Consider the following 26,098-nt stretch of genomic DNA (forward strand, 5'->3'; position numbering starts at 1 on the left):
TGCCCTCTAGTTATACGGACATCGCTTTTTCAGACGGCCTCAAGATGCCGTCTGAAACTTATTTCCACAAATTCAGCGGCGAAATCATCCACAGACCCAAAATCACGATATAGGCGAAGCCGATGGGAATCAGCACTTTCCAACCCAAGCGCATGATTTGGTCGTAGCGGTAACGCGGGAAGGTTGCACGAATCCACAGATACCAGTACAGCACAGCCGCCATTTTCACAAACATCCAGAATGCGGAAGGTGTGCCGACAATGCCCCAGCTTTGCGGGAACGGGGACAGCCAGCCGCCGAGGAACATCAGCGATGTCAGCGCGGCAATCAGGATCATGAAAATGTATTCGGCGAGGAAGAACAGCGCGAACGCGAAGCCGGAATATTCGACGTGGTGTCCGGCAACGATTTCGGATTCGCCCTCTGCTACGTCAAACGGCGCGCGGTTGGTTTCGGCAACGGCGGAAATCAGATAGACGATGAAGATGGGGAACAGCGGCAGCCAGTTCCACGAGAACACGGAACCGCCCGCGATGCCTTTTGCCTGCGCGGCAACGATGTCGGAGAAGTTCATGCTGCCCGACACCATCACGACGCACACCAGCGCGGCGCTCATGGCAATCTCGTAAGAAATACTTTGCGCGGAGGCACGCATTGCGCCCAAGAACGAATATTTGGAGTTGGAAGCCCAGCCCGCGATAATCACGCCGTAAACCGACAGCGAGGTAATCATCAGGATGTACAAAAGGCCGATATTGATATTGGTCAGCACCCATTCTTCGTTGAACGGAATCACCGCCCACGCCGCGAAAGACGGGGCGAGCGACATAATCGGGCCGATGTAGAACAGGGCTTTGTTTGACAGCTTCGGACGGGTAACTTCTTTAAACAAGAGTTTGAACACGTCGGCAAACGGCTGAATCAGACCCCACGGACCGGTTACATTCGGGCCGACGCGAAGCTGCATGAAGCCAATGACTTTACGTTCGAAATAAGTCAGGTAGGCGACGGTCAGAATCAGCGGAATCAGGATAATCACGATTTTGACGATGACGGACACCACCAAGCCCACGGTGATACCCAAATCGCCCAGACCGAGCGTTGCGGCAAAGAGGTTTTGGAACCATTCCTGCATAATCAAGCTCCCGCCAGTTCAATAGTGTCCATCAACGCACCCAGCGCGGCATTTTCGGTATGCAGCGGCAGATGCACCACGTTTTCAGGCAGTCCGGCATCGGCTTTGACCACCACGGACACGCCTGCGCCGTTTTGCTTGGCAACAGCGTTTTGTCCGTCTTGCAGACCTAAGCGCGCCAATGTGTTCGGATTCACTCGCGCGGTGGGCACGGCGGCATGGCTGGTTGCTTGCAACGGCGCGGAACGGCGCACGATGGCATCGGTGTGATAAATACCGACTCCGCCTACGCGCACGAGGCGGTTTGAGGTCGTCTGAAAATCTTTTTGAGTCGAAGCGGCGCGGTTGTTTAGTTTGGACGGCAGGCTTTCCACGTCCAACGCATCTTTCAGAATCGCGGCGGTATCGTGGTATTCAAAACCTTGCAGGTCAAACAGGTTGCCCAATACGCGCAACACTTTCCACAGCGGACGCGAATCGCCGAAGCCTTGTACCACGCCGTGGAAAGATTGCAGACGGCCTTCCATATTGATGAAGCTACCCGATGTTTCGGTAAACGGCGCAATCGGCAACAATACGTCGCACACGTCCAGCAGCGTTTCGCTGACAAACGGCGTAAACGCCATCACGCTTTTCGCCTGTTTCAACGCGGCCACGGCTTTTGCGCCGTCTGCCGTATCGATTTCCGGCTCGACGTTGAGCAGCAAGACTGCCTGTTTCGGCGCGTTTGCCATTTCGGCAACGCTCTCGCCCGAGTTCACACCCAATACGTCCGCACCGACGCTGTTGGCAGCCTGCGGCAAAATACCCAGTACCGCGCCGGTTGCGTCCGCCAGCTCTTGTGCGGCGGCGTAAATCGCAGCGTAATCGGGATGGTTTTGCACTTCCGCGCCCAAAATCACCGCTGCTTTTTCAGCGTTTTTCAGGCTCGCGGTAATCGCGTTTTCCGCATCGGCAGACAGGTTTTTCAGACGACCTGCCCACTCGTCGGGATGCACCGCTTCCTGAGCCAGAAGCGGCATAAACAACTCTTCCTTGCTGCTTGCCAACACGCTCAAGGCCATGCGCTCTTTAGCAGCGCGACGCAGGCGGGCGGTCAGAAGCGGCTGTTCTTTGCGCAGGTTCGCACCGACTACCAGTACGGCTTCGTTGTCCGCCAGCGATTCGATACTTTGTCCCAACCATTGCGCACCATTGAGGTCGTCTGAAAGACGTTTGTCCTGTTGGCGCAGGCGGGTGGCGAAATTTTTAACGCCCAAGCCGTCGGCAAGTTTCTTCGCCAAATACAGCTCTTCGACCGTATTCATCGGGTTCGCCCAAATGCCGACTTGGTTTTGGTTGCCGTCTTTGGCGATACAGTCAATCGCGCTGCGGACATATTCCAGCGCAGTTTTCCAATCCACGTCCATCCATTCGCCGCCCTGTTTGATTTTCGGGTTTTTCAGACGGCTTTCGTGATACAGGCCTTCGTAGGCGAAACGGTCGCGGTCGGACAGCCAGCATTCGTTAATCGCTTCGTTTTCCAGCGGCAGCACGCGGCGGACGGTATGGTCTTTGGTTTGCACAATCAGGTTGCTGCCCAAAGCGTCATGGGCGGAAACGGATTTGCGGCGGTTCAATTCCCAAGTACGCGCGTTGAAGCGGAACGGTTTGCTGGTCAATGCGCCGACAGGACACAAATCGATGACGTTGCCCGACAGTTCGGTTTCCACCGCTTTGCCGATAAAGGGCATGATTTCGGAGTGTTCGCCGCGATTGGCCATCGCAATTTCCTGCAAGCCGGCGATTTCTTCGGTGAAACGTACGCAGCGGGTGCAGTGGATACAGCGGCTCATTTCCTCGGCGGAAACCAAAGGCCCCATGTCTTTGCCGACGACGGAACGTTTTTCTTCAGTGTAGCGGCTGGTGGTTTTACCGTAGCCCACCGCCAAATCCTGCAACTGGCACTCGCCGCCTTGGTCGCAGGTCGGACAGTCGAGCGGATGGTTGATGAGCAGGAACTCCATCACGCCTTCCTGCGCCTCGCGGGCTTTTGCCGAATGCGTACGTACAATCATGCCGTCCGTTACCGGCGTGGCGCAGGCGGGCAGCGGTTTGGGGGCTTTTTCCACGTCCACCAGACACATACGGCAGTTGGCGGCGATGGAGAGCTTTTTGTGGTAACAGAAATGCGGAATATAAGTACCGAGCTTGTGCGCGGCCTCAATCACCGTCGCGCCCTGCTCCACAGATACCTGTTTGCCGTCGATTTCGATTTGTAACATGGTTCGTTCCTAGTTACGGGTATTTGATAAATAATCTTTTATGGAGGTCGTCTGAAAAATGGGTTTCAGACGGCCTTTAAAGTATAAGTTTATTGCTTGTTTATTTTTAGGAGGGGTTTCTTAATTTTGAAAAATCCAAATTCTAGTACAACCTATCCTCCCACCCTCTCCCGCCTGACGAGAAAAGAAACAGGTTTCTGTCAGAACATAAAGTAGCAGATGCTGCCGTCACGTCTTTCAATATCATGTTTTATGTTTACTTGAATCTCAGGAATAAACCCGAAACATTCAAATCTGCTACTGTCTGTCCCTTCCCCCGTCCGGCGGGGGAAGGCTAGGATGGGGGTGGCTTTGCAACATTGCGGCCGTCTTATTTCTCACCGCACATTTCGATAATCTTTTCCAGTACTGCTTCAGTTTGCTGCAAAACTTCATTATTCCAAAATCGCAACACCCGATAACCTTGAGCATTCAAAAACGCCGTCCGCCGCTCGTCATACTCAATCTGTTCCGAATGTTGTCCGCCGTCCAATTCAATAATCAAACGATGCTCCATACTGACAAAATCGACGATGTATCCGCCTATTGTCTGTTGGCGTCGGAATTTTATTCCGTTTAACCGTTTACCGCGCAAGTGATCCCACAATTTCTGCTCGGCCAAAGTCATATTCTGCTTCAGATTACGGACATTCTGTTTTAATGCCGTATTTCTTGTGCTGTACCGCATAGCCGAGTTGGCCTCAACCTTTTTCAGACGACCTATACGGAGGCCGTCTGAATCTTGCCCGTATAAAAATCTGTTTCAAAATATTCCAAGTACCACCCCCACCCTAACCCTCCCCCGCAAGCGGGAGAGGGAATTAATTTGCTGGTGAGAATCCCAAACACCACCGATACGCAGGTCGTCTGAAACCTCAACACCACTTATTCGGTTTCATCGGCCCGCCGTGTTCAATGTAATGCACAAACTCATCACGGAAATGCTTGGTAAAGCTGCGGACGGGGAAGACGGCGGCGTCGGCGAGGGCGCAGATGGTGCGGCCTGCCATTTGGTTGCCGACGGAATCGAGCAAATCCAAGTCTTCCATGCGGCCTTTGCCTTCTACGATGCGGTGGACGATGCGGTAGAGCCAGCCGGTGCCTTCGCGGCAGGGGGTGCATTGGCCGCAGGATTCGTCGTAGTAGAAATAGCTCAGGCGCTCAAGGGCTTTAACCATGCACACGTCTTCGTCCATCACGATAATCGCGCCGGAACCGAGCATCGAGCCGGCTTTGGAAATCGAGTCGTAGTCCATATTGGTCTGCATCATAATGTCGGCAGGCAATACGGGCGCGGACGAACCGCCGGGGATAACGGCTTTAAGTTTTTTGCCGCCGCGCATACCGCCCGCCATTTTCAGGATTTCGGCAAACGGCGTGCCTAATGGCACTTCATAATTGCCCGGACGTTCGACATGGCCGGAGATGCAGAACAGTTTAGTACCGCCGGCATTCGGAATACCTTTGTCGGCAAACGCCTGACCGCCGTCGCGGACGATAAACGGCACGGAAGCGAAGGTTTCGGTATTGTTGATGGTGGTCGGCTTGCCGTACAGGCCGAACGAGGCGGGGAACGGCGGTTTGAAGCGCGGCTGGCCTTTTTTGCCTTCCAGCGATTCGAGCAATGCGGTTTCTTCGCCACAAATGTATGCGCCGTAGCCGTGGTGGGCGAAGAGTTCGAATTCGAAGTCCGAACCTAAAATATTTTTACCCAAAAAACCTGCGGCGCGCGCTTGGTCGAGTGCAGCTTCAAAACGTTGATAACCTTCGAAAATTTCGCCGTGAATGTAGTTGTAGCCCGCTTTCGCGCCCATCGCGTAACCGGCGATAATCATGCCTTCAATCAGGGCATGAGGGTTGAACATGATGATGTCGCGGTCTTTGAACGTACCCGGTTCGCCTTCGTCTGTGTTGCAGACGACGTATTTTTCACCGGGGAAGGAACGGGGCATAAAGCTCCATTTCAAGCCTGTCGGGAAGCCCGCACCGCCTCGCCCGCGCAGACCGGAGGTTTTGACTTCGTCAATCACATCGGTTTGCGAGATGTTTTCGGACAGGATTCTACGCAGCGCGCTGTAACCGCCGCGTTTGACGTATTCGTCCAATGTCCAGCAGTCGGGATTGGCGGTATCCACTTGGTCAAAAATCACGCCTGATTGGTAAATAGCCATTTTGGTGTGCCTGTTCGTTTTCGTATCGGTTGCGGCTGCGCTTTAGCAGCTTGCTTTAGGTTTGTGTCTGTATGACGGTTTGTGTAGGGCTTTGTTTTCAGACGACCTTTGGTCATTTTTATTGAGTCTCGGTCTAACTTACCTTGCCAACCTAGACAGTAAAATCTAACTTACGTTTTTCAAATGATTTTAGTACATCTTGATACCATTGCTTAATAATCTTTGTTGTTTCTGCATCATTACTTACACAAGGATTTAATGTGCCACGCGGTTGTGGCAGAGTCCGTTTTTCAATCGCCCAATCCAAAATACGAACAGGGCGGCGATTAACTATCCAAGAAGTTTCAGGATTTGTATCATCTGTAACTTGATATGCTCCACCAGTAACTTGAACAAGTGCAATCAATTCCGAACCTCTCTTTAAAGCGACAACATCATTAACCTTAATATCGTTAATAAATTGGTCAATTTGATCCTGTCCTTCTTTCCATTGTCCCAATCCAATAATTTTTTTATGCTCTAAAATCCAATCAATATTTTTAGAAAATCTAATTTCACCTGTTGGGTGCATTTGCATATGCCAAAATTTCATTTTCCCACATCCTTTTATCTTTAGATGATTTTCAAAATTGTCTGATATGTTTTCAGTTAGATTGAAAACCTAACATTTTCAGACGACCTTTAATTCGTTTTTGTTGGGTTCAACCCCAAACTACTTTCTTTACTTTTCAGACGACCTACTCCAACTCCGCCAGTTTCTTCTCAATCGCTTCTTCGGTCATAAAGCTGCACATGCTGTGATTGTTTACCAGCATAACCGGAGCGTCGCCGCATGCGCCCATGCACTCGCCTTCGACGAGGGTAAATTTGCCGTCGGGCGTGGTTTCGCCATAGCCGATACCGAGTTTTTTCTTCAGGTATTCGCCGGTATCCATGCCGCCGCGCAGGGCGCAGGGAAGGTTGGTGCAGACGGTCAGTTTGTATTTGCCGACCGGCTCAAGGTCGTACATATTGTAGAAAGTGGCGACTTCATATGCCTGCGCCGGCGTGATGCCGATGTAGTCGGCAACAAAGGCGATGGTTTCGGGGGCGAGCCAGCCTTTTTCGGTTTGGGCGATACGCAACGCGCCCATGATGGCGGAACGGCGTTGGTCGACGGGATATTTCGCCAACTCGATGTCGATTTGTTGCAACGATTGTGCGGATAACATGGTTTTATTCTCGATAAAATGATGGGCGGGTTCCAGGCAGCCTGAAGACTAATTTAAACGGTTAAATCCACTCTTCGTTTTGCAAATGATTTCACTACGGCTTCATACCATTGTTTAATGGTTTGAGTAGTTTCCACATCATCGTTCTTACAACGTTTTAATGTGCCGCGCACATCTTTCAATGTTTTCGGTTCAATCGCCCAATCTAAAACACGAATAGGACGGCGATTCACAATCCAACCCGTACCAGAATTAGTATCGTTAGTAACTTTATATGCCCCACCCGTAACTTGGACAAGCGCAATCAGCTCTCCCCCGCGTTTTATTGCAACAATGTCATTGACCTGAATTTCATTGATAAAACGGTTAATTTGTTTTTCTCCGCCTTCCCATTGCCCTAGCCCAATAATTTTTTTTTGCTCTAAAATCCAATCAATGTTCTCAGAGAACTCAATTTCATCAGTTGGGTGCATCTGCATATGCCAAAAATTCATTTCTAATATTCCTCGTATTTATTTGCCCAGCTTTCAGGCAGCCTGAACAGTGCAGGCTGTTTTTTGCAGCTTATCTATCTACTTCCCCGAATACGATGTCCTGCGTACCGATGATGGCAACGACGTCGGCCAGCATGTGACCTTTTGCCATTTCGTCCATGCCTTGCAGGTGGGCGAAGCCGGGTGCGCGGATTTTCAGGCGGTAGGGTTTGTTTGCGCCGTCTGAAATGATGTAAACGCCGAACTCGCCTTTCGGGTGTTCGACAGCGGTATAGGTTTCGCCCTCGGGAACGTGCATACCCTCGGTGAAGAGTTTGAAATGGTGAATCAGGTCTTCCATACCTGTTTTCATTTCGGTACGTTTGGGCGGAGCGAATTTGTGGTTTGTGGTGATGACCGGGCCGGGATTGACGCGCAGCCAGTCGGCGCATTGTTTGATGATGCGTACGGATTGACGCATTTCTTCCATACGGCAGAGATAGCGGTCGTAGCAGTCGCCGTTAACGCCGACGGGAATATCGAAATCCATTTGGTCGTACACTTCATACGGCTGTTTCTTACGCACGTCCCATTCCACGCCCGAACCGCGCAGCATCACGCCGGTAAAGCCTTTTTGCATGGCGCGCTCGGGGGAGACGACGCCGATGCCGACGGTACGCTGTTTCCAGATGCGGTTGTCGGTTAGGAGGGTTTCGAGTGTGTCGATGTTTTTGGGGAAGCGTTCACAGAAGGCGTCGATAAAATCGAGCATGGTGCCTTCGCGGGATTCGTTGAGCTGCTTCAATACTTTGGCGTTGCGGAATTTGCTGCTCTCGTATTTGGGCATAAAGTCGGGCAGGTCGCGGTAAACGCCGCCGGGACGGAAGTAGGCGGCGTGCATACGCGCGCCGGACACGGCTTCGTACAAGTCCATCAGTTCTTCGCGGTCGCGGAAGGCGTAGAGGATGGCGGTCATCGCGCCGATGTCGAAGGCGTGCGAACCGATGCCCATCAGGTGATTGAGGATACGCGTTACTTCGGCGAACATGACACGGATGTATTGGGCGCGGATAGGCACGTCAATACCGGCGAGTTTTTCTACCGCCAAGCAATATGCCTGTTCGTTGACCATCATGGAAACGTAGTCCAAGCGGTCCATATAGGGCAGGGCTTGCAGATAGGTTTTGGTTTCCGCCAGCTTTTCGGTACCGCGATGCAGGAGGCCGATATGCGGGTCGGCACGGACGATTTGTTCGCCGTCCAGCTCCAAAATCATGCGCAATACGCCGTGCGCCGCAGGGTGTTGCGGGCCGAAGTTGATGGTGTAGTTTCTTAATTTATTGGCCACCGTAGTTCTCCTCACGGACGATACGCGGCGTGATTTCGCGCGGCTCGATGGTAACAGGTTGGTAAATCACGCGTTTTTGTTCTTCGTCGTAACGCATTTCCACATAGCCGGAAATCGGGAAGTCTTTGCGGAACGGATGTCCGACGAAGCCGTAATCGGTCAGGATGCGGCGCAGGTCGGGATGGTTGTTGAACATGATGCCGTACAAATCGAAGGCTTCGCGCTCGTACCAATCCGCGCTGTTGTAAACGGGAACCACGGATTCGACCACGGGGAAATCGTCGTCTGAAACCCAGACGCGCACGCGGATGCGCTGATTGTTTTTAACAGAAAGAAGCTGGCTAACAACGGCGAAACGTTTGCCCTGCCATGCTTCGTTTTTGTAAGTGCTGTAATCGACGCCGCACAAATCGACCAAAAGCTCGAAATGCAGTTCTTCATGGTCGCGCAACGTGGTCATCACTGAAATATAGTGTTCGGGCAGACACTCGACGGTAATCTCGCCCAAAGCGGAAATGACTTTGCTTGCCTGATTGCCCAAAACGCGGTCGGCGGTTTCGTATAAGTTTTGAATGCTTGCCATATCGTTCCCTACCCTACTCGTCCCGCGCGATGGTAGAAGTGCGCTTGATTTTTTGTTGGAGCTGCATCAGGCCGTAAATCAGGGCTTCCGCAGTCGGCGGGCAACCCGGCACATAAACGTCTACCGGCACAACACGGTCGGCACCGCGCACGACGGAATAAGAATAATGATAGTAGCCGCCGCCGTTGGCACACGAACCCATAGACAATACCCAACGCGGCTCGGCAAGCTGGTCGTACACCCGGCGAAGGGCGGGCGCCATTTTGTTAGTCAGCGTACCCGCCACAATCATCAGGTCGGCCTGACGGGGAGACGGACGGAAAATAATGCCGAAACGGTCAAGGTCGTAACGCGCCATACCCGCGTGCATCATTTCCACGGCGCAGCAGGCCAAACCGAAAGTAACCGGCCACAGCGAACCGGTACGCATATAGTTCAGCACCGTATCCGCGCTGGTGGTGATGAAACCTTTTTTCAAAACGCCTTCTATTCCCATTCCAGCGCACCTTTTTTCCATTCGTAAACAAAGCCTACCGTCAGAACGACGATAAACACCAGCATAGACCAGAAGCCGTATGCGCCCAAATCTTTGAACACCACCGCCCACGGCAGCATAAACGCAACCTCCAAATCGAAGAGGATGAACAGGATGGCGACGAGATAATAACGCACGTCAAACTTCATCCTGGCGTTTTCAAAGGCTTCGAAACCACATTCGTAAGCCGCGTCTTTTTCGGCGTAGTGGCGTTTCGGACCTAAAATCGTGCCGAGCAGGATAAACAGCACGCCGGCCGCAAGGCCGACGAGGATGAATACGAGGACGGGAAAGTAACTGGCCAACATGGTTTGTACCTGATTTTTTAACAATAAATACCGCTAAAGATTCTGTCTTATTTTAACGAACTTCAAAAACTATTTGAAGTTCGAGGCATGAAAAAAGCACAAAAAAAGCCAATAAATTCAATAACTTTTCGATAACGATTCTCATTTATGTTTACACCTGATGCTTAATGAGCATCAGGCTAGTCCTTTTGTCGCACTGCATCCGCAAGTCCTTTCCTACTTTCGGAATAGTACGGGCAAGGCGAAGGCGGAGATTATCGTTTGACGGCGGTTTCGCCGATATTCCGTACACAACGAAACCAAAGGCCGTCTGAAACCCTTTTCAGACGGCCTGCGCCCTCCGATATGAAACGGTAACGGCAGTGCACCACCTACAAACCCAGCGACCAAGTATCCGCCCCCAATTCGCCCAACGTTTCCAGCCGGTTTTCATAATGAGCGAAAATTTCTTCGATGATTTTGTCTTCGTCGTCAATCAGGCGGATTAAATCCATGTCTGCCGCCGCGATCAGGCCGCGTCCGAGCAGCTCTTTGCGTATCCAGCCCAATAATCCCGACCAAAAATCCCTGCCCACCAAAATAATCGGGCGGTTGGGCGTCTTGCCCGTCTGCACCAGCGTCAGGCTTTCAAACAGTTCGTCCAGCGTACCGAAACCGCCGGGCATGACGACATACGCCACCGCGTGTTTCACAAACATCACTTTTCGCGGGAAGAAGTGTTGGAATTTGATGGACAAATCCTGATACGGATTTGCTTTTTGTTCGTGCGGCAATACGATATTCAGCCCGACCGCAGGGCTTGCACCTGCAAACGCGCCCTTGTTCGCCGCCTCCATAATCCCCGGTCCGCCGCCGGAAATCACGGAAAAACCCGCATCCGACAGCTTGCGCGCCAGCCGCAGCGTAAATTCATAGTCGGGATGATTCTCCGGCGTGCGCGCACTGCCGTAAATGCTGACCGCAGGTTGAATGGCGCGCAGCTCTTCGCCCGCTTCGACAAATTCCGAAATAATCTTCAAAACATGATACGACTCCCGCGCCTGAATCTCGCGGCGCGTCTCATCGGGCAACATGGGTTTGGGCAGTTTTTTGAGCAGGCTCACAGATTTTCCTTTATGGTTGGTTCGGAAAGGATTGTAACTGATTTGGTTCGAATGTTCAGAGGCCGTCTGAAACGCAATACTTCCATCAGGCATTTTAAAACGGCATGACTTTGTTCCATGCGCGGGCGATACCCAGCCAGCAGGCGAAAATCCAGCTTGACGAGCTGACCGCCCCTACAATCGAAATCAGCACGGAAATCCCATAGGAAAAATCGGCCAGCACGGTTTGCTCCTTAACATGACGCCCTAAAAGGTGCACCAGATAGCCGTTGGCCATCAGCACCGCCACGCAGATAAATTTCACCCACAGTTTGGGATCGTTGAGATAGCCTTGGCTGGTCACCATGCCGTAAACCACCAGCACCGCGCCCGTAACAATCAATCCCGCCAACCCTCACAAAGCGGTTTGTTTGGCTTTGCCGATTTTGTCGACAAGGTCTTTATCCAGCAGTACGGCATAATTTTTCAGCAGCAAAAAATCGACATGCAGTACCTTGGTCAACACCGCGGCGGCAAGGGCAAAATGCGCGAACACCAAATCCGAGGAGAAATCCGTTTCCGCCGCAATCGGAACACATTTGCAAAAGGCCGTCTGAAAACGTTTTTCAGACGGCCTTATATCCGTTCGTCAAAGTGATAATCTGTTAAAATCCCTCCCATTCCAAACTCCCCCACTGCCTGAATACATGAATATCTTTTACGAAGAGTCCGGCCAGTTCAAAGTCGCCGCCATCGTCCAAAAAAACGACGCCACCTACCAAGTCGATACCCAACACGGCAAGCGCACCAAAGTGAAGGCGAATAATGTCTTTGCCGAGTTCGACGGCGATATGGCGGCGTTTTTGGAGAACGCGCAGGCGCAGGCGGCGGACATCGACACCGATTTGTTGTGGGAAGTGTGCGGCGAAGAAGAATTTTCCGCCGAAGCCATCGCCGAAGAATATTACGGTCATGCGCCGACCAAAACCGAGCTGGCGGCGACTTTGATTGCGCTTTACGCCGCGCCGATGTATTTCTACAAAAAAGCCAAAGGCGTGTTCAAAGCCGCGCCTGAAGAAACTTTGAAACAGGCGCTTGTCGCCATCGAACGCAAAAAACAACAAGACGCGCAAATCGATACTTGGGCGGAAGCCTTGAAACGCGGCGAGATGCCGTCTGAAATCGCGGCGGATTTGAAAACCATCCTGCACGCGCCCGACAAGCAGTCGCTGACCTACAAGGCCTTTACCAAAGCCGCCGACGCACTGAAAACCTCCGCCTACGAATTGGCGAAAAAAACGGGCGGCATTACGTCCATTCCCCAATATCTGCAAGATGGCTTTGAAATCAAATACTTTCCCAACGGAACAGGTTTCCCCGACCTCCCCCTGCCTGAAATGCCCGACCTGCCCAAAGCCGATGTTACCGCCTTTTCCATCGACGACGAATCGACAACCGAAGTGGACGATGCTTTAAGCCTGACCGATTTGGGCAACGGCACGAAACGCGTCGGCATCCACATCGCCGCGCCGTCGCTTGCCATTAAACCAGGCGACAAAATGGAAAAAAACATCATGGAACGCTTGAGCACGGTCTATTTCCCCGGCGGCAAAATCACCATGCTGCCCGAGAACTGGATTGCCGCGTTCAGCCTTGATGCGGGCGCGTACCGTCCTGCCGTCAGCATTTATTTCGATGTGGACAGCGAGTTCAACGTCGGCGAGCCGACCTGCAAAATCGAAGCCGTCAACATCGCCGAAAACCTGCGCATCCAAACCATCGAGCCGCATTTCAACGCCGAAGCGGGCTTGGACGAAGCAGGCGAAATGATGTTCGCCCACCATCAAGACCTGATTTGGTTCCACCAATTCGCCGTCGCCCTGCAAAAAGCGCGCGGCAAATACGAACCCGACCGCGCGCCGCAATACGATTACAGCATTGAATTGGATGAAGAAGGCAACGTATCCGTCGTCCGCCGCGAACGCGGTTCGCCCATCGACATGCTGGTCAGCGAAATGATGATACTCGCCAACAGCACTTGGGCGCAGATGCTCCATGATAACGACCTGCCCGGCCTCTTCCGCGTCCAACCTGCCGGAAAAGTGCGCATGAGCACCAAATCCGAGCCGCACATCGGCATGGGCGTACAGCATTACGGCTGGTTCACCTCGCCGCTGCGCCGCGCCGCCGACTACATCAACCAAAAACAACTCCTCAGCCTGATAGACGACTCCGCCGAACCGCTCTTCCGGCAAAGCGATGCCGAACTCTTCGCCGCCCTGCGCGATTTCGATACCGCCTACGCCGCCTACGCCGATTTCCAACGGCAGATGGAAGCCTACTGGAGCCTCGTGTACCTGCAACAGCAAGGCACAAACGAGCTGACCGCGACCATCCTCAAAGAAGACCTCGTCCGCATCGAAGGCCTGCCGCTGGTAACCCGCGCCACCGGTATCCCGTTCGACGCGCTGCCCAAATCGCAAGTCCTGCTCAAAATCACCGAGCTTGATCCCGAAAAGCAGTTTATCGCGCTGAATTATGTGAAAGCCGTCGCACCGCCTGCGCCATAACAGCGACAGGCCGTCTGAAAACAATTTTCAGACGGCCTGTCGACACATCGCAGTACGGACGGCTGCCATCAAAACCCAAAAAACAGGAAAGGCCGTCTGAACATGACCTCCGAACAACAAAACGACATCCTCTGCATCAACCAAGTGCAACTCCTGCTGGCGGAAAAGCGCACCGCTTTGGCCATCATGCGCACCGGCATAGCCGTACTCGCCCTGCCGCTGTCGATATTCAGCGCGCTGATTGCAACTTCGAAATGGTACAACGTATTGGAAGTCTGGCCGCTGCTGGTGTTGGTCAGCCTCATCAACCTCGGCCTGATTGCATTTGCCGTGTATCTGATTGCGCGCTCACTGATGAAAATGCACCAGTACGACCGGATAATCATCGACATCAAACAAAACCACTCTTCGCTGCGGCAATTAATTCAGTCCTGACAACGCCGCCAATTAAATAAGGATTACGGCAAATCCTGTACCGTCCTCACACTATCGGCCCTCGTTTGGTCAGAATACCCGCACGGCAAAACGGAATCTGCGAAATTGCCATGTTAAGCCCTTCAGACGGCCTCACCATCTCGCCGCCCCTACCGGTGCAGCACTATCTCCAGCACAAACTTACTGCCCACATAAGCCAGCAGCAGGCTGACGAAGCCGATTATCGTCCAAACCGCCGCTTTCTTGCCGCGCCATGCGGTCATGCTGTGTTTCAGCAGCAGCCCGCCGTAAATCAGCCACGACAGGATGCCGAACATGGTTTTGTGTGTAAAGGTCAGCGGCTTGCCGAACACGCTTTCGGCAAAAAACGTGCCGCTGACGACGGAATACGTCAACAGCACGAATCCCGCCAACATGCCGCGGAACATCAGTTTTTCCAGACTCAGCAGCGGCGGCAGGAAATTCGATAAGGCCGATGCCCGCCGCCTGTGCAAGTTGCGGTTCAGCAGCAGTATCAGTACCGCAAACAGCGTTACTATCCCGAACAGCCCGTATGCCAGCAGCGACGAGACGATATGCAGCATAAACGGCAAATCGTTAATCTGATAGCCGACGAATTTGCCCGGAAACACCCACCCCAGCAGCAGTGCGACCGTCGCACAAGGATACAGCAGCAACTGCAACCCGCGCAGGCAATAGAAAAAGCTGCCCAAGCAGTACATCATCAGCATCAGCCACACAATCAGGCTGACCGAATAGCCGAAACCCGTAATCAGCACGTTATCCCGTAGCACCGGCATCAGCAGCGCCGCCCCGTGCACCAGCAATGCCACGCCCAATACCGCCAGCTCCGCTTTCAGCGGATATGCTTTGTTGCCGTATTTCCTGTGGCGTTGCCAGACGAATGCGCCCAGTCCCGCATAGGTCAGCATCAGACAAATCAAAATAATCGGCATAACCAACTTTCTGCGCGCGTCCGGCTCAAACCGGCGCACGATATAGTGTAAAATAAACTGAATTTCATTTTATCAAAGAATGTCCCGCTGTGGCAGCATACCCTGCCGCACCGTCCCCGATACCGATAAGGATAAATATGTTAGACAACTTAACCAACCGCTTCAGCAATGTCCTCAAAAACATCCGCGGCCAAGCCAAACTGACCGAAGACAATATTAAAGAAGCCTTGCGCGAAGTCCGCCTTGCCCTGCTTGAGGCCGACGTCGCCCTGAGCGTCGTCAAAGAATTTGTCAACAACGTCAAAGAAAAGGCACTCGGTCAGGAAGTGGCCGGCAGCCTGACGCCCGACCAAGCCTTTATCGGCGTAGTCAACCAAGCCTTAATCGAACTGATGGGCAAGGAAAACAAAACCCTTGATTTGTCGGTCGCGCCGCCAGCCGTCGTGCTGATGGCCGGCTTGCAGGGCGCGGGTAAAACCACCACCGTCGGCAAACTCGCCCGCCTGCTGAAAAACGAGCAGAAGAAAAAAGTCTTGGTCGTTTCCGCCGACGTGTACCGACCCGCCGCCATCGAGCAGTTGCGCCTTTTGGCCGAACAAGTCGGCATCGATTTTTTCCCTTCCGATTCCGGCCAGAAGCCTGTCGAAATCGCTGCCGCCGCCGTTGATTATGCCAAAAAACATTTTTACGACGTATTGATGGTCGACACCGCCGGACGCTTGGCGATTGACGAAGAGATGATGAACGAAATCAAGGCACTGCACGCCGCCGTCAATCCTGTGGAAACCTTATTCGTCGTCGATGCCATGCTGGGTCAGGACGCGGTGAACACGGCGCAGGCGTTTAACGAAGCCCTGCCGCTGACCGGCGTCATCCTGACCAAAATGGACGGCGATTCGCGCGGCGGTGCGGCATTGTCCGTGCGCCAGATTACCGGCAAACCGATTAAGTTTATCGGTGTCGGCGAAAAAATCACCGGACTCGAGCCTTTCCACCCCGACCGCATCGCCAGCCGCATCCTCGGCATGGGCGACGTGTTGAGCCTGATTGAAGACGTCCAAAAAGGCATAGACGAAGAAGCCGCCGCCAAAATGGCGAAGAAACTGCAAAAAGGCAAAGGCTTCGACCTCAATGATTTTAAAGAACAAATCCAGCAAATGCGCAATATGGGCGGTTTGGAAAGCCTGATGTCGAAAATGCCGGGCGAACTGGGCCAGATTTCCAAGCAGATTCCCGAAGGCACGGCTGAAAAAGCGATGGGCAAAGTCGAAGCCATCATCAATTCCATGACGCCGAAAGAACGCGCCAACCCCGCCCTGCTCAAGGCCAGCCGCAAACGCCGCATTGCCGCGGGCGCGGGTACGAGCGTGCAGGAAGTCAACAAACTGCTCAAACAGTTCGAACAGTCCCAGCAGATGATGAAAATGTTCAGCGGCAGCGGCATGGCGAAACTCATGCGCATGGCCAAAGGCATCAAGGGTATGAAAGGCATGTTCCCCGGCTTGTAACGGCAATAACGCAAAGGCCGTCTGAAAATACCGGCTCCAACGAAGCCGAAACAAATTTTCAGACGGCCTTTTCGACTTTACGGTCGGCCCAAACCCTCGTCTTTCGGGTTATTGCCCGCCGTTCCGGCCCGTGTTAGGATTTTCGCCAAGGTTTGCAGACAACAAAAAACCAGCGGATTTTGATGCGGAAAACGGCAGCTTCAAGGTGGAAACACAGCAAGATTTTCTTGCGTTTCCAACGCGTGAAGGTTGCCGTTTTATCTATCGAAATGCAGGCTGCCGTTTTCAAATTGTCAATCCGCCTCAGGGCAAACGGTTTGCCCGATTATGATTAATGATTGCCGACAGGCCCAAATAAGGAAAATTTAAGTATGAACCGACGTCAATTTCTCGGCGGCACTGCCGCTGTTTCCCTTGCCGCCGCTGCCTCTTTCGCGCGCGCCCACGACCATCACAGCCACACCGGCAACCATGTCCATACTGCTACTACCGCCGCACCCAAAGCCTACGAAGCGGCACGCAAGGCTGCGGCAGACTGTGTCGAAACAGGCCAAATCTGCCTGGCGCACTGCATTGCTTTGTTGAGCAACGGCGATACGTCTATGAAAGACTGCTCGGTCGCGGTCAATCAGATGCTGGCCTTGTGCGGTTCGCTGCAAAACCTTGCGGCGCAAAACTCCCGCCTGGTTCCCGCATTGGCAAAAGTCTGCCTTGAAGCATGCAAACAATGCTCTGCCGCCTGCAAAGTACACGCCGGACACCACGCCGAATGCAAAGCCTGCTACAAATCCTGCCTGGCCTGTATTAAAGAGTGCGAAAAAATCGCCGCCTGACCTTTAAAATAAAACTGAAAGGCCGTCTGAAAACTTGTTTCAGACGGCCTTTCAGTTTTACTTGCCAACACGCATCACGCGCCGAACACTTTCAAACGGTTTTCCACCGGTTCGAAGGTTTTTTCACCGGCAGGCGCTTCGATGCCGCCGATAACCATTTGCGCGCGCAAAAGCCAGCTTTCGGGCAGGTTCCATTCTTTGGCGATGGCGGCGTCGGGCAGCGGGTTGTAGTGTTGCAGGTTCGCGCCCACGCCGGCGGCGGCAAGCGTCGTCCAGACGGCGTATTGCGTCATCGCGTTCGCATGGTCCGCCCAGACGGGGAAGTTGGCGGCATAAGAAGGGAACTGCTCTTGCAGGCCTTTGACGACGTTTTGGTCTTCGAAGAACAAAATGGTCGCCGCGCCTGCTTTGAACAAGTTTAATTTTTGCGCAGTCGGCTCGAATTGTTCGGCAGGCACGATGGCGCGCAATGCGTCTTCAACGAATTGCCACACTTTGCCGTGTTCTTCGCCGAAGAGGACGACGACGCGGGTGGATTGCGAGTTGAAGGAAGAAGGCGTGTGCAAAACGGCGTGTTTGACGATTTCGCTGATTTCTTCGTTGCTGACAGGCAGATTTTTATTCAGTGCGTAAATGGAACGGCGGGTTTCGGCCGCTTGTTGCAAGGTTTGATAAGTCATTTTGTTTTTCCTTTGATTTAAGTTTAATCGGTTGGCGGGTTTGGCAATGGATTCGCAAAACCCGCTTTGCTTGTTTTCAGACGGCCTTTGGGCGCATCAGGATTTGTTTTTGCCGAACAGGTTGTCCAATGCCAATGAACCGCCGCCTGCTGCGGCGAGATAGAGGAACACGAAGCAGAACAATACTGCCGATTCGCCGCCGTTGGCAAGCGGGAACAGCGCCGAACCTTTGGCAGCGTGTGCCATAAAGTAGGCAGCCGCCATCTGACCGGACAGGACGAAAGCGGCGGGACGGGTGAACAGTCCGAGAATCAACAGGATGCCGCCGACGATTTCCAAAATGCCTGCCACCAGCATCAAGCCTTCGGGCGAGCCGCTGCCCATGGCGGTCGGGAAGCCGAAGAATTTTGCCGTACCGTGTAAGAGGAAGAGGTAGGCGGTTACGATACGCAATACGGACAATAAAATAGGTTGGATACGGGTGCAGGTTGCAGACATAAATTACTCCTGATGTTTAAATTTGAAACAAACCGATTACGAAATGCCTTGTACGGCAGGCCACAGTAAATTCAAATAAGATATTCCAACCATCGTTATTCCCGCTTCACTTGTACGGGGTCGGGAATAACGATATGAGCATTTCCTATTCAAACTCACTTAAAAAAGCAAATCCGACTCCCCCTCCCAAGTGGGAGAAAGCCTGGGAGAGGGTCCAAACCGTCAGATTTGTTTCCTGCAATCTCAAAAGGCTTAATGAAAATTAATCTTATCTGCGCAGTATAGATAATTACTGGCAGTAGATATATACTCCTTTCATTGACGCAACGTTTCCCCAAAAGAAAACATGGATACCCTGTTCAGCCTCAAAGTTTTCCGCCAAGTTGTCCAAAGCGGCAGCTTCACCCGCGCCGCCGAGCAGCTTGATATTTCCACCGCGATGGCGAGCAAACACGTCAGCCATCTGGAAAATTCGATTAAAGCCAAACTGCTGCACCGCAACAGCCGCAACCTCCACCTGACCGAAGCGGGCGAAGAATACTACCGCCAATGCAGCTACGCGCTCGATACGCTCGACACTGCCGCGCAAAAGGCGGCAGGCGGGGCGGACACGCCGCAGGGCATGTTGCGCGTGACCATGCCGCTTTGGTTCGCGGGCAATTTAATCAGCAACTGGCTGGTGGAATACCGCGAACGCTATCCCGAAGTGACGCTCGATTTGGTACTCGACAACCGCCACGTCGATTTAATCGCAGAAGGCTTCGACCTCGCCTTGCGCGTGGCGAAAACCCTGTCGCCATCGCTTATCATCAAGCCGCTGGCGAAAATCCAATTCGTCCTGCTTGCCTCGCCCGACTATCTGGCGAAACACGGCACCCCGCAAACGCCCGAAGAAGCCATGCACCATCCTGCCATCCTGCCGTCCTACACCGACCAGCGCAATATGGAAATCACGCATCGGGAAACGGGCGAAAAAAGCATTCTGACGCTCAATCCGGTCATCCAATGCGACAACACGCTGATGATACGCGAATTAATCAGGACGGGCGCGGGCATCGCCTATCAGCCGCTGTGGTCGGTCAGACAGGATTTGGCGGAAGGCAGGCTGGCACGCCTGCTGCCGGACTATCGGGTGCTGACCGTCCAACTGAACGCAGTTTATGTGGACAGGGCATTCTTAAGCGCGAAGGTGCGCAGTTTTATTGATTTTCTGAACGAGAAGATTTCGGCGGAGCAGGATTGACGCAACATCGGCGAAGATGGGCAAACAAAGAGAGGCCGTCTGAAAATTGCTTTTCAGACGGCCTCATCTCTATCTCCAAAAGACCGGCTACTGCACCTTACCTTTGCTTTCCACCGTTTCCTGCGGCTCTTTCTGTTTGCGCCAATGGTCGAAGCGGATGGTGTATTTCAACTCGCCGCCGGACGATTCGTTGCCGACTCTGACGATGGCCTGAATCGCGCGGGTGAGCTGGTATACCAGTTTGGCCGACTGTGCGGCGCTGTTCATGCCGTATTCGTAGCCGAGGTAAAGTTCGCTGGTCAACTGCTTGCCGACGGTCAGCACCTGCTCGGCGGGGTTGAGTTCGCCCGTCTGGGCGTTGCGGCTGCGTTTGCTGGTGAAGCCGAAATCGTCCACCAGGCCGATGCGGTCGTTGATTTGTCCGGCCAGCAGCGCGCCGGCGGCGGCGGAGAGTGCGGCGTTGTCGCTGTCGTTGCCGCTGCTGGCACGGTTGAGGATGAGCCATGAGAGTTTGTCTTTTTCGCTCATGACTTCGTCGGCAACCAGCGTTACGCGCGGATTGTTGAGGCTGCCGAGCACTTCCACTCCCGCACCCACCGGCGAGAGGCGGCGTTCGGCACGGATGTTGAGGTTGGGGTCGGTCAGCGGGCCGACGAAGGAAATCACGCCTTTGGTGATGTCCAAATCCTGCCCGTAGGCTTTATAGCGGCCTTTGACGACTTTGACCGCGCCGACGCCCTGTATCGTTTCGCCGGGACGCGCCTGCAATTTGAGCGTGCCGCCCAGCATAACGTTGAGCCCTTCGCCGGAAAAGCGGACGTTGTCGTTCAAATCCAAATCCAAATCCATGAAAATCGGCGTGGAGGCCGTCTGAACTTTCTGCTCTTCTCCGACAACGGTTACGTCGTCGTCCAGCGTCGGCATGGAGGATTTTTGCAGGCCGAACATGCCGGAATCGGCTTTGAGCGAACCGGTGAGCACCAGGCCTTTTTCGGGGTGGTACAGCACTTTGGTCTGGCCGCTCAACACCAACCGGCGGTTGGGGCGCGACAGGGTGCGGTATTTGTCGAACACGATGTCGACGTTGACATCAGGATTGCTTTTATCCAGCGCGGCTTCGCCTTTGAGTTCGACCGTGCCGCCGCGGTGGAATTTCAGGCTGTCGATAATCCATTTCTGGCCTTGCAGGCGCGAACGCAGGATGCCGTTGTCGAGTATCAGGCCCTGAGCCTGGTTGCGGTAGTAGAGGTTCTCGCCGTTGAGCGTGCCGTTGAGTTGCGGCTCGTTGACGCGTCCGGCCAGCGTAACGGCGGCATTCAGACGGCCTTTGACGGTTTGGCCGACGGGCAGGAAGTTGCGTATGGCTTCCAGTTCGGGCACGGTGATGTTTATCCGCCCGCCCAGCGGCGCATTCATGAAATCGCTGCCTTGGCCGACGGTAACGTTGCCGTCGAGGCGGCCGTAGTTGGTTGCGCCGTTCAGGGTGCCGTTGACGGTGGGCGAACCGGCCCGCCCGCCGATGACGGCGGAGGCGTTGAAGCTGCCGCTCAGGGATTGGGCGGTGCTCGGCAGCAATACGCGCAGGCTTTCGAGGCGGGCGATGCTGACGTTTACTTTACCGCTGACGGGCGCGTTGGCGATGTTGTTGCCGAACTGCTGGCTGATGCCGACGGTGGCGTCCACTTTGCCGAAGCGGGTGCCGCCTTCGAGCGCGGCGTCGATGCGGCCGTTCTGGAAACGGGTGCGCAGCGCCAGCGCGCTCAGGCCGAGCGGCTGTTTGTTGTCGGGCAGGATGATGTCGCCGCTCTGGCGGACGATGTTGAGGTAGCCGCGCGCGTTCTGGCTGTACGACATATCCCAGTCGCCGCCCAGTACCAGATTATGTTCGACCGGCGGAGTGTAGAAATTGTGCAGTTCGGCCATGTGCAGGTTTTGTGCGTTGCCTTTGGTGGTGATGCCGGTTTTCTTGTCCCACACGAAATTTTGCAGGTTGAGGCTGCCGCCCATCGCCGACCAGCGCGCCGCGCTCATGGAAACGTGGTCTGCGCCCGCCTCCAGATTCATGCGGTTTTGCAGTTTGAGGTTGAACGCGCCGCTGATGTCGAGCGCGTCGATGATGCCCTTCCAACGGGTTTTGTCTTTGTTCAGCCCGCCCGCCGCATCGATTTCCAGTTTGTAGCGTTTGTCGTCCAGCGCCATACTGCTTCCGCCGCGGATACGGTGGTTCGCGCCGGTACCGCTGACGAACAGGTTGACCGCGTCCACCGTGGTCGGCGATTTGCCCGCCAGCACGATGCGTTCGCCCTTGAGTTCGGCGTTGAGCGGGCGGTTGATGTCCGGCGAACCTTTGAGTTTGAAATCGAGGGTGTTTATCTGCACCAAATTGGCCATGCGGAACGCGCGCGCGCGGCCGTCCAAATCGGCTTCCAACGTTTTGAGGCCGTCTGAAAGGTCGCCCGACACATAACCCTTGGCCGTTACCGCGCCGCCCAGTCCGAAACCGAAGCGCGACAGGTCGGGCGCGCTGATGTCGAGGTTCAGGCGGCGGCCCTTTCTGCCGAAGCTGCCGCTGGTCTTGATGGTGTTGCTGCCGAGGCGGATGTCGGTCAGCGCGCGGCTGAGGTAGTTGCTTTCATATTGGATGTCGGCGCTGCCGCTCAGGGCCACGCCGCTGAGGGTGCTCGGTGCGAATTTCATTTTGCCGCCGAATTTTTGGTCGGCCAACTCGCCGCTGACGGCTATCGTGCCGTTGACGTTGCCTTCGGGGAGCTGCCGGTCGATACGGGCGGGGTTGAACGCCTTGCTGGACACGTCGAGCTTGAGGCGGCGGTGGCGGAACAGCTCCAGCGAACCGGTTGCGGCTAGTTCGCCGCCGTTGTCGGGCCGGATGCGCAGTTTGTCCAGCGTCAGCGTTTTCTGGCCGAGCCTGCGGTCGCTGCGGATGGTGAGCAGGCCGTCGGTTTCGGCGTAACCGCTGTCGAGCTTCCAGCCGATTTCGGGCGAACCTGTTTCGCCTTTGACGTTAATGCTGCCGTTCAGGCGGCCTGCAATCTGTTGTCTGACCGCATCGTCGGCGCCGAGGTTTTTCACCGCCAGCGCCAAATCCAATTTGTCGGCGGCGGTATCGACGCTGCCGTTGACGGTAACGGTACCCTGCTGCAACAACTCGACGGCGGTGTCTTTCACGCGGATCAGGCCGTTGCCGTCGATGGTGAAGTCGCCCAGTATCGAGCGCACGGGAATGCTGTTTTCATCGGCGTATCCGGCGGCTTCGTTGGACAAGTCGATAGCGCCGTCCAATGCGATGCCGTCTGAAAACGAAGGCACGACGATGGCGTCGAAGTCTAATTCCGCCTTGGGCAGGCTGTCGAGGAAGGAGTGCGGATTGATGTTGAAGCCCTTAATCTGGACTTCTTTGATGATTTCGTTCAGCTTGCCGGCAAACGGGTGCAGCAGGCTTCGGGCTTTGAGGTGCACGGCGTCGCCGTCGAGCAGCAGTTCGGACTGCATATCGCGCAGGCTGCCTGTGAGCCGCGTGGTGCCGTGGATGGTTTCGCCGTCCAATTCGCCTTTGGTGTAAATCGCGCTGTTGAGTGCAAACGGCGGCTTCAGGCCGATTTCGACCGCGCCGGCGGAGTTGCTCCACGGCGATTCGAGGCGTTCGATGTCCAGACGGTGCTGTTTCTGATCATAGCGGTAGGCCGCCCGGACACGGTTGAGATATACCGTCTGTTTTTTAAAATTTTTGCCGACGCTGATTTTGCCGGTTTCCAGCCGGTCGAGCGTTATCCATACCGGCAGGTCTATGCTTTCGGGCAGCCCCTGCGACGGTTTTTTCTCCTTCGGCGGCGTCGGTTTGGTCGCAATCCGGATGTCGCCCGCCGACAATTCGGTAACGTGCAGGCGCAAATCGGAAAGTTCGCGCGGCCGCCAGCCGAAACGGAAGCGGCTCAGGGCGACATCCGCACCGTCGGTCTCAATCAGCCAGTTTTCACCGTGAAACCCGCGCCACAGCGTGCCGTGCAGCGATTCGGACGTGATTTTCACGCCGAACCACGACGGGATTTTGTACAAACCGAAACGCAGCCCCGACTCCGTCCCCGCCAGCCAGCCGACGAAGCCGGCCGACGCCAGCGCGACGCCCGAAAACGCCAGCAGCAAACCGCGCAGCCGGTTCTTCCTGCGTTTCGGCGGCGCGGCATCGCTGCGTTTTTCGTTTTCAGACGGCCTGTCATTTTCAGACGGCTTCTGCGTTTCGGCGGATTGGAGGTTTTCTTGTTCTTGCGTCATGTCGTTGTCGGAATAGAGTGTTGCCGGCATCGGACGGCGGCCTGTTCAGACGGCCTGCCGCACCGTGCGCACAGGCCGTCTGAACATCAGAAGCGCGTACCCAGGCTGATGTGCCAGCGGATTTTCTTGTCTTGATGGCCGTAGGCGATGTCGAAGGCGAACGGGGCGACGGGGCTGAACCAGCGCACCCCCAAGCCCGTACCGTGTTTCATGGTCATTTTCTTGAAGTTGACGGCGGCATCGCCCATGTCGTGGAACACCGCACCGGAAAGGCTTTTGGTCAGCGGGAACTGGTATTCCAGACTGCCCACCAGCAGGGCGCGTTCGGGCAGTACCGAACCGTTCGGCCCCGCCTTGCCGATGCTGTCCAATTCGTAACCACGCACCGACGATGCGCCGCCGGTACGGAATTCGAGGGAGGAAGGCACTTCCTTGCCTTCTTTGGCATAAACGTAACCGGCCTGGCCGCGGACGATGAACGTGCCGATTTTTTTGTTTTCGGGCGTGAAGAAATAACCCGCCTTGGCGGCGGCGCGCGCCATCGCGGTGGACGAAAACAGGCTGCCCAGCGTCGCGCCGATTTTGCCGTCGAGATAATAGCCGTTTTCGGGGCGCAGCTCGGTTTCGATGTTTTGCCGCTTCCATGAAGCGGTCAGCATGGTCGCGTGGCTGCGGCCCAAATCATAGTTGGTATCGGGAACTTTGCGGTCTTCGGTGATAAATTCCAGGCCGAGGCGCGATTCGATGCCGTTGCGGTCGCGCACGCGCCAGATGCCGGTGGTCAGGGCGCGTTTTTCAAGGTTTTGGGTGGTAGAGCGGTTGTAGGACGTGTTGGTCGTCCAGTATTTGCCGTCGCTGTTGCGCGGCTGGCTGATACCGGCGGCAAGGGTGGTTTCGTATTTGTCCATGTCCCACACCACCGAACCGATGTAGCCGCGGTTGAAAAGGTTGTAATAGTCGTAGCCGATTTTGCCGCCCAGACCGTATTCCGAATCATAGCGGACGCCGGTTTCGAGTTTGTGCAGTTTGGTTTCGCTGACGTTGACTTTAACCGGCACGCGGTCGTCTTTCATATTGTTGAAATCGGCCTGCACCGAGGCGCCGGAATAGTGGCCGTTCTGCTCCAGAGCCTGCTGGAAGTCGAGCAGCAAATCCAAATCGTAGGGCGACCCGGGCCTGAACCGCGCCAAGCCCTGCACGACGCTGACGGGGTAGCGTTTGGTGCCGCTGATTTCGAAATCGCCGAAATAAACCGGCTGTTTGCTTTCAACGATGACGTTCAAGTCGGCGGTATGTTTGTCAGGATTGACGGTGGCCTGCGACGTGCTGATTTTGGCCAGCGGGTATTTCTTGCGGGTTACGGCGGAGAGGACGGAGGTTTTGCTGTTGCTCCATTCGGCATTGTCGAAATAGCCGCCCACCGGCTGGCCCCAGTTTTCCATAGCGTGTTTATAGTAGTCGGCCAGATTTTCGTCGGACAGGATGTCGCCGAGAATCGCCACGCTGACATTGTCGACTTTGGTGCGCGGCCCCGGAGTAACGCTGACCACATAACCGCCTTTTTCGGCGCGGATGCTGACTTTGCTGTTGAAATAGCCTTTGGTGCGCAGCATGGTTTTGACGTTGTCGGGGGCTTCTTCCGCCAGAAAGCCTACTTGCTCGCTATCCAGCTCTTCTTCCTGTTGCTGGGTAATCAGCGGCAGGTATTCTTCAATCATTTTCTTGATTTCAGAATGGTCGGTTTCGACCCTGACGGGGAACTTGGGTTTGAGCTTGACCTGCTTTTCCTGCTCCTGACCCTGCGTCTGCTTCTGCGGAATACGGCGGTACTCCGCCGTATTCGGGTCGAAGTCATCCGCCGCCCAAGCCTGCGCGCAGGCCAAGGCGAGCGTGGTCGTCAGAATCGGCGGGAGCAGTTTTTCCATAGGTTCGGCAA

Annotated in this window: 24 protein-coding genes; 5 read left to right on the top strand and 19 right to left on the bottom strand. The window is 54.7% G+C overall.

The features are described 5' to 3' along the window. Nucleotides 1–58: 58 nt before the first annotated feature. From nuoH to ACI43T_RS08750, 14 genes are all read right to left on the bottom strand, one after another. Complete coding sequence (gene nuoH, locus ACI43T_RS08685; RefSeq protein WP_003776119.1) at nt 59–1,135, bottom strand: NADH-quinone oxidoreductase subunit NuoH; 1,077 nt, start codon at nt 1,133–1,135, stop codon at nt 59–61. 2 nt (nt 1,136–1,137) lie between these two features. Continuing rightward, nucleotides 1,138–3,399 (bottom strand): NADH-quinone oxidoreductase subunit NuoG, encoded by a 2,262-nt coding sequence (nuoG, locus tag ACI43T_RS08690; protein ID WP_405386552.1) that lies wholly within the window; start codon nt 3,397–3,399, stop codon nt 1,138–1,140. A 370-nt stretch (nt 3,400–3,769) separates the two neighbouring features. Then, nucleotides 3,770–4,126 (bottom strand): endonuclease domain-containing protein, encoded by a 357-nt coding sequence (locus ACI43T_RS08695; protein ID WP_070774982.1) that lies wholly within the window; start codon nt 4,124–4,126, stop codon nt 3,770–3,772. Nucleotides 4,127–4,313: 187 nt separating this feature from the next. Continuing rightward, the gene (nuoF, locus tag ACI43T_RS08700) at nt 4,314–5,609 is read right to left on the bottom strand and encodes an NADH-quinone oxidoreductase subunit NuoF (protein WP_308021270.1); all 1,296 of its coding nucleotides are present in this window, start codon (nt 5,607–5,609) and stop codon (nt 4,314–4,316) included. Between the two features lie 151 nt (nt 5,610–5,760). After that, nucleotides 5,761–6,201, bottom strand: a complete 441-nt coding sequence (locus ACI43T_RS08705; RefSeq protein WP_003776109.1) for a hypothetical protein — start codon at nt 6,199–6,201, stop codon at nt 5,761–5,763. Between the two features lie 145 nt (nt 6,202–6,346). Further along, nucleotides 6,347–6,820: an NADH-quinone oxidoreductase subunit NuoE gene (gene nuoE / locus ACI43T_RS08710; RefSeq protein ID WP_405386555.1), complete on the bottom strand. Its 474-nt coding sequence runs from the start codon at nt 6,818–6,820 to the stop codon at nt 6,347–6,349. A 53-nt stretch (nt 6,821–6,873) separates the two neighbouring features. Continuing rightward, the gene (locus ACI43T_RS08715) at nt 6,874–7,314 is read right to left on the bottom strand and encodes a pyruvate kinase (RefSeq protein ID WP_405386557.1); all 441 of its coding nucleotides are present in this window, start codon (nt 7,312–7,314) and stop codon (nt 6,874–6,876) included. Nucleotides 7,315–7,384: 70 nt separating this feature from the next. Further along, nucleotides 7,385–8,641 carry an NADH dehydrogenase (quinone) subunit D gene (nuoD, locus tag ACI43T_RS08720; protein ID WP_009310869.1) on the bottom strand — a complete coding sequence of 419 codons (1,257 nt, stop codon included), beginning with the start codon at nt 8,639–8,641 and terminating at the stop codon, nt 7,385–7,387. Beyond that, nucleotides 8,631–9,224 (bottom strand): NADH-quinone oxidoreductase subunit C, encoded by a 594-nt coding sequence (locus ACI43T_RS08725; protein ID WP_405386559.1) that lies wholly within the window; start codon nt 9,222–9,224, stop codon nt 8,631–8,633. Before ACI43T_RS08725 ends, nuoD begins: the two co-directional genes overlap by 11 nt. Before the next feature lie 13 nt (nt 9,225–9,237). Further along, nucleotides 9,238–9,720 carry a NuoB/complex I 20 kDa subunit family protein gene (locus ACI43T_RS08730; RefSeq protein WP_003677002.1) on the bottom strand — a complete coding sequence of 161 codons (483 nt, stop codon included), beginning with the start codon at nt 9,718–9,720 and terminating at the stop codon, nt 9,238–9,240. Then, nucleotides 9,711–10,067: an NADH-quinone oxidoreductase subunit A gene (locus tag ACI43T_RS08735; protein ID WP_049223664.1), complete on the bottom strand. Its 357-nt coding sequence runs from the start codon at nt 10,065–10,067 to the stop codon at nt 9,711–9,713. Before ACI43T_RS08735 ends, ACI43T_RS08730 begins: the two co-directional genes overlap by 10 nt. A gap of 371 nt (nt 10,068–10,438) precedes the next feature. Next, entirely contained in the window at nt 10,439–11,170 is a 732-nt protein-coding gene (locus ACI43T_RS08740; protein ID WP_377079649.1) for an LOG family protein, read from the bottom strand. Between the two features lie 94 nt (nt 11,171–11,264). After that, nucleotides 11,265–11,561, bottom strand: a complete 297-nt coding sequence (locus tag ACI43T_RS08745; protein ID WP_377079648.1) for a hypothetical protein — start codon at nt 11,559–11,561, stop codon at nt 11,265–11,267. Between the two features lie 3 nt (nt 11,562–11,564). Continuing rightward, on the bottom strand, nt 11,565–11,708 hold the full coding sequence (locus tag ACI43T_RS08750; protein WP_377079647.1) for a hypothetical protein: 144 nt from the start codon (nt 11,706–11,708) through the stop codon (nt 11,565–11,567). 148 nt (nt 11,709–11,856) lie between these two features. On the opposite strand from ACI43T_RS08750, the gene ACI43T_RS08755 reads away from it, so the two are divergent. Both ACI43T_RS08755 and ACI43T_RS08760 read left to right on the top strand, forming a co-directional pair. Then, a complete protein-coding gene (locus ACI43T_RS08755) occupies nt 11,857–13,719 on the top strand; it encodes a ribonuclease catalytic domain-containing protein (protein ID WP_377079646.1) in 1,863 nt (620 codons plus the stop codon). 102 nt (nt 13,720–13,821) lie between these two features. Next, a complete protein-coding gene (locus tag ACI43T_RS08760) occupies nt 13,822–14,154 on the top strand; it encodes a hypothetical protein (RefSeq protein WP_009175051.1) in 333 nt (110 codons plus the stop codon). Nucleotides 14,155–14,303: 149 nt separating this feature from the next. Here the strand turns inward: ACI43T_RS08760 and ACI43T_RS08765 are convergent, their stop codons facing one another. Continuing rightward, a complete protein-coding gene (locus ACI43T_RS08765) occupies nt 14,304–15,110 on the bottom strand; it encodes a cytochrome C assembly family protein (protein WP_009175052.1) in 807 nt (268 codons plus the stop codon). A gap of 137 nt (nt 15,111–15,247) precedes the next feature. Between ACI43T_RS08765 and ffh the strand changes: the two genes are divergently transcribed. Both ffh and ACI43T_RS08775 read left to right on the top strand, forming a co-directional pair. Continuing rightward, nucleotides 15,248–16,618: a signal recognition particle protein gene (gene ffh / locus ACI43T_RS08770; RefSeq protein WP_293279561.1), complete on the top strand. Its 1,371-nt coding sequence runs from the start codon at nt 15,248–15,250 to the stop codon at nt 16,616–16,618. Nucleotides 16,619–16,989: 371 nt separating this feature from the next. After that, nucleotides 16,990–17,451 (top strand): four-helix bundle copper-binding protein, encoded by a 462-nt coding sequence (locus ACI43T_RS08775; protein WP_405386565.1) that lies wholly within the window; start codon nt 16,990–16,992, stop codon nt 17,449–17,451. Between the two features lie 74 nt (nt 17,452–17,525). Here ACI43T_RS08775 and ACI43T_RS08780 read toward each other — a convergent pair whose 3' ends face one another. Both ACI43T_RS08780 and ACI43T_RS08785 read right to left on the bottom strand, forming a co-directional pair. Continuing rightward, nucleotides 17,526–18,131 carry a nitroreductase family protein gene (locus ACI43T_RS08780; RefSeq protein WP_003755715.1) on the bottom strand — a complete coding sequence of 202 codons (606 nt, stop codon included), beginning with the start codon at nt 18,129–18,131 and terminating at the stop codon, nt 17,526–17,528. 96 nt (nt 18,132–18,227) lie between these two features. Further along, a complete protein-coding gene (locus tag ACI43T_RS08785; protein ID WP_405386567.1) occupies nt 18,228–18,629 on the bottom strand; it encodes a DoxX family protein in 402 nt (133 codons plus the stop codon). 346 nt (nt 18,630–18,975) lie between these two features. Here ACI43T_RS08785 and ACI43T_RS08790 point away from each other — a divergent pair, with 346 nt between their 5' ends. Then, nucleotides 18,976–19,872, top strand: a complete 897-nt coding sequence (locus tag ACI43T_RS08790; protein WP_009175057.1) for a LysR family transcriptional regulator — start codon at nt 18,976–18,978, stop codon at nt 19,870–19,872. An 87-nt stretch (nt 19,873–19,959) separates the two neighbouring features. On the opposite strand, the gene ACI43T_RS08795 is transcribed toward ACI43T_RS08790, so the two are convergent. Both ACI43T_RS08795 and ACI43T_RS08800 read right to left on the bottom strand, forming a co-directional pair. After that, nucleotides 19,960–24,162 carry a translocation/assembly module TamB domain-containing protein gene (locus tag ACI43T_RS08795; protein WP_405386587.1) on the bottom strand — a complete coding sequence of 1,401 codons (4,203 nt, stop codon included), beginning with the start codon at nt 24,160–24,162 and terminating at the stop codon, nt 19,960–19,962. An 86-nt stretch (nt 24,163–24,248) separates the two neighbouring features. Further along, entirely contained in the window at nt 24,249–26,087 is a 1,839-nt protein-coding gene (locus tag ACI43T_RS08800; RefSeq protein ID WP_039851154.1) for an autotransporter assembly complex protein TamA, read from the bottom strand. Nucleotides 26,088–26,098: the final 11 nt, after the last annotated feature.

Source organism: Neisseria oralis (genome assembly GCF_045062685.1).
Taxonomy (GTDB): Bacteria; Pseudomonadota; Gammaproteobacteria; order Burkholderiales; family Neisseriaceae; genus Neisseria; species Neisseria oralis.

What these genes read in the sequence shown, in the direction of transcription:
- nuoH (WP_003776119.1), bottom strand. Translation starts at nt 1,135, where the DNA reads ATGCAGGAATGGTTCCAAAACCTCTTTGCCGCAACGCTCGGTCTGGGC.
- nuoG (WP_405386552.1), bottom strand. Translation starts at nt 3,399, where the DNA reads ATGTTACAAATCGAAATCGACGGCAAACAGGTATCTGTGGAGCAGGGC.
- ACI43T_RS08695 (WP_070774982.1), bottom strand. Translation starts at nt 4,126, where the DNA reads ATGCGGTACAGCACAAGAAATACGGCATTAAAACAGAATGTCCGTAAT.
- nuoF (WP_308021270.1), bottom strand. Translation starts at nt 5,609, where the DNA reads ATGGCTATTTACCAATCAGGCGTGATTTTTGACCAAGTGGATACCGCC.
- ACI43T_RS08705 (WP_003776109.1), bottom strand. Translation starts at nt 6,201, where the DNA reads ATGAAATTTTGGCATATGCAAATGCACCCAACAGGTGAAATTAGATTT.
- nuoE (WP_405386555.1), bottom strand. Translation starts at nt 6,820, where the DNA reads ATGTTATCCGCACAATCGTTGCAACAAATCGACATCGAGTTGGCGAAA.
- ACI43T_RS08715 (WP_405386557.1), bottom strand. Translation starts at nt 7,314, where the DNA reads ATGAATTTTTGGCATATGCAGATGCACCCAACTGATGAAATTGAGTTC.
- ACI43T_RS08725 (WP_405386559.1), bottom strand. Translation starts at nt 9,224, where the DNA reads ATGGCAAGCATTCAAAACTTATACGAAACCGCCGACCGCGTTTTGGGC.
- ACI43T_RS08730 (WP_003677002.1), bottom strand. Translation starts at nt 9,720, where the DNA reads ATGGGAATAGAAGGCGTTTTGAAAAAAGGTTTCATCACCACCAGCGCG.
- ACI43T_RS08735 (WP_049223664.1), bottom strand. Translation starts at nt 10,067, where the DNA reads ATGTTGGCCAGTTACTTTCCCGTCCTCGTATTCATCCTCGTCGGCCTT.
- ACI43T_RS08755 (WP_377079646.1), top strand. Translation starts at nt 11,857, where the DNA reads ATGAATATCTTTTACGAAGAGTCCGGCCAGTTCAAAGTCGCCGCCATC.
- ACI43T_RS08760 (WP_009175051.1), top strand. Translation starts at nt 13,822, where the DNA reads ATGACCTCCGAACAACAAAACGACATCCTCTGCATCAACCAAGTGCAA.
- ACI43T_RS08765 (WP_009175052.1), bottom strand. Translation starts at nt 15,110, where the DNA reads ATGCCGATTATTTTGATTTGTCTGATGCTGACCTATGCGGGACTGGGC.
- ffh (WP_293279561.1), top strand. Translation starts at nt 15,248, where the DNA reads ATGTTAGACAACTTAACCAACCGCTTCAGCAATGTCCTCAAAAACATC.
- ACI43T_RS08775 (WP_405386565.1), top strand. Translation starts at nt 16,990, where the DNA reads ATGAACCGACGTCAATTTCTCGGCGGCACTGCCGCTGTTTCCCTTGCC.
- ACI43T_RS08780 (WP_003755715.1), bottom strand. Translation starts at nt 18,131, where the DNA reads ATGACTTATCAAACCTTGCAACAAGCGGCCGAAACCCGCCGTTCCATT.
- ACI43T_RS08785 (WP_405386567.1), bottom strand. Translation starts at nt 18,629, where the DNA reads ATGTCTGCAACCTGCACCCGTATCCAACCTATTTTATTGTCCGTATTG.
- ACI43T_RS08790 (WP_009175057.1), top strand. Translation starts at nt 18,976, where the DNA reads ATGGATACCCTGTTCAGCCTCAAAGTTTTCCGCCAAGTTGTCCAAAGC.
- ACI43T_RS08795 (WP_405386587.1), bottom strand. Translation starts at nt 24,162, where the DNA reads ATGACGCAAGAACAAGAAAACCTCCAATCCGCCGAAACGCAGAAGCCG.
- ACI43T_RS08800 (WP_039851154.1), bottom strand. Translation starts at nt 26,087, where the DNA reads ATGGAAAAACTGCTCCCGCCGATTCTGACGACCACGCTCGCCTTGGCC.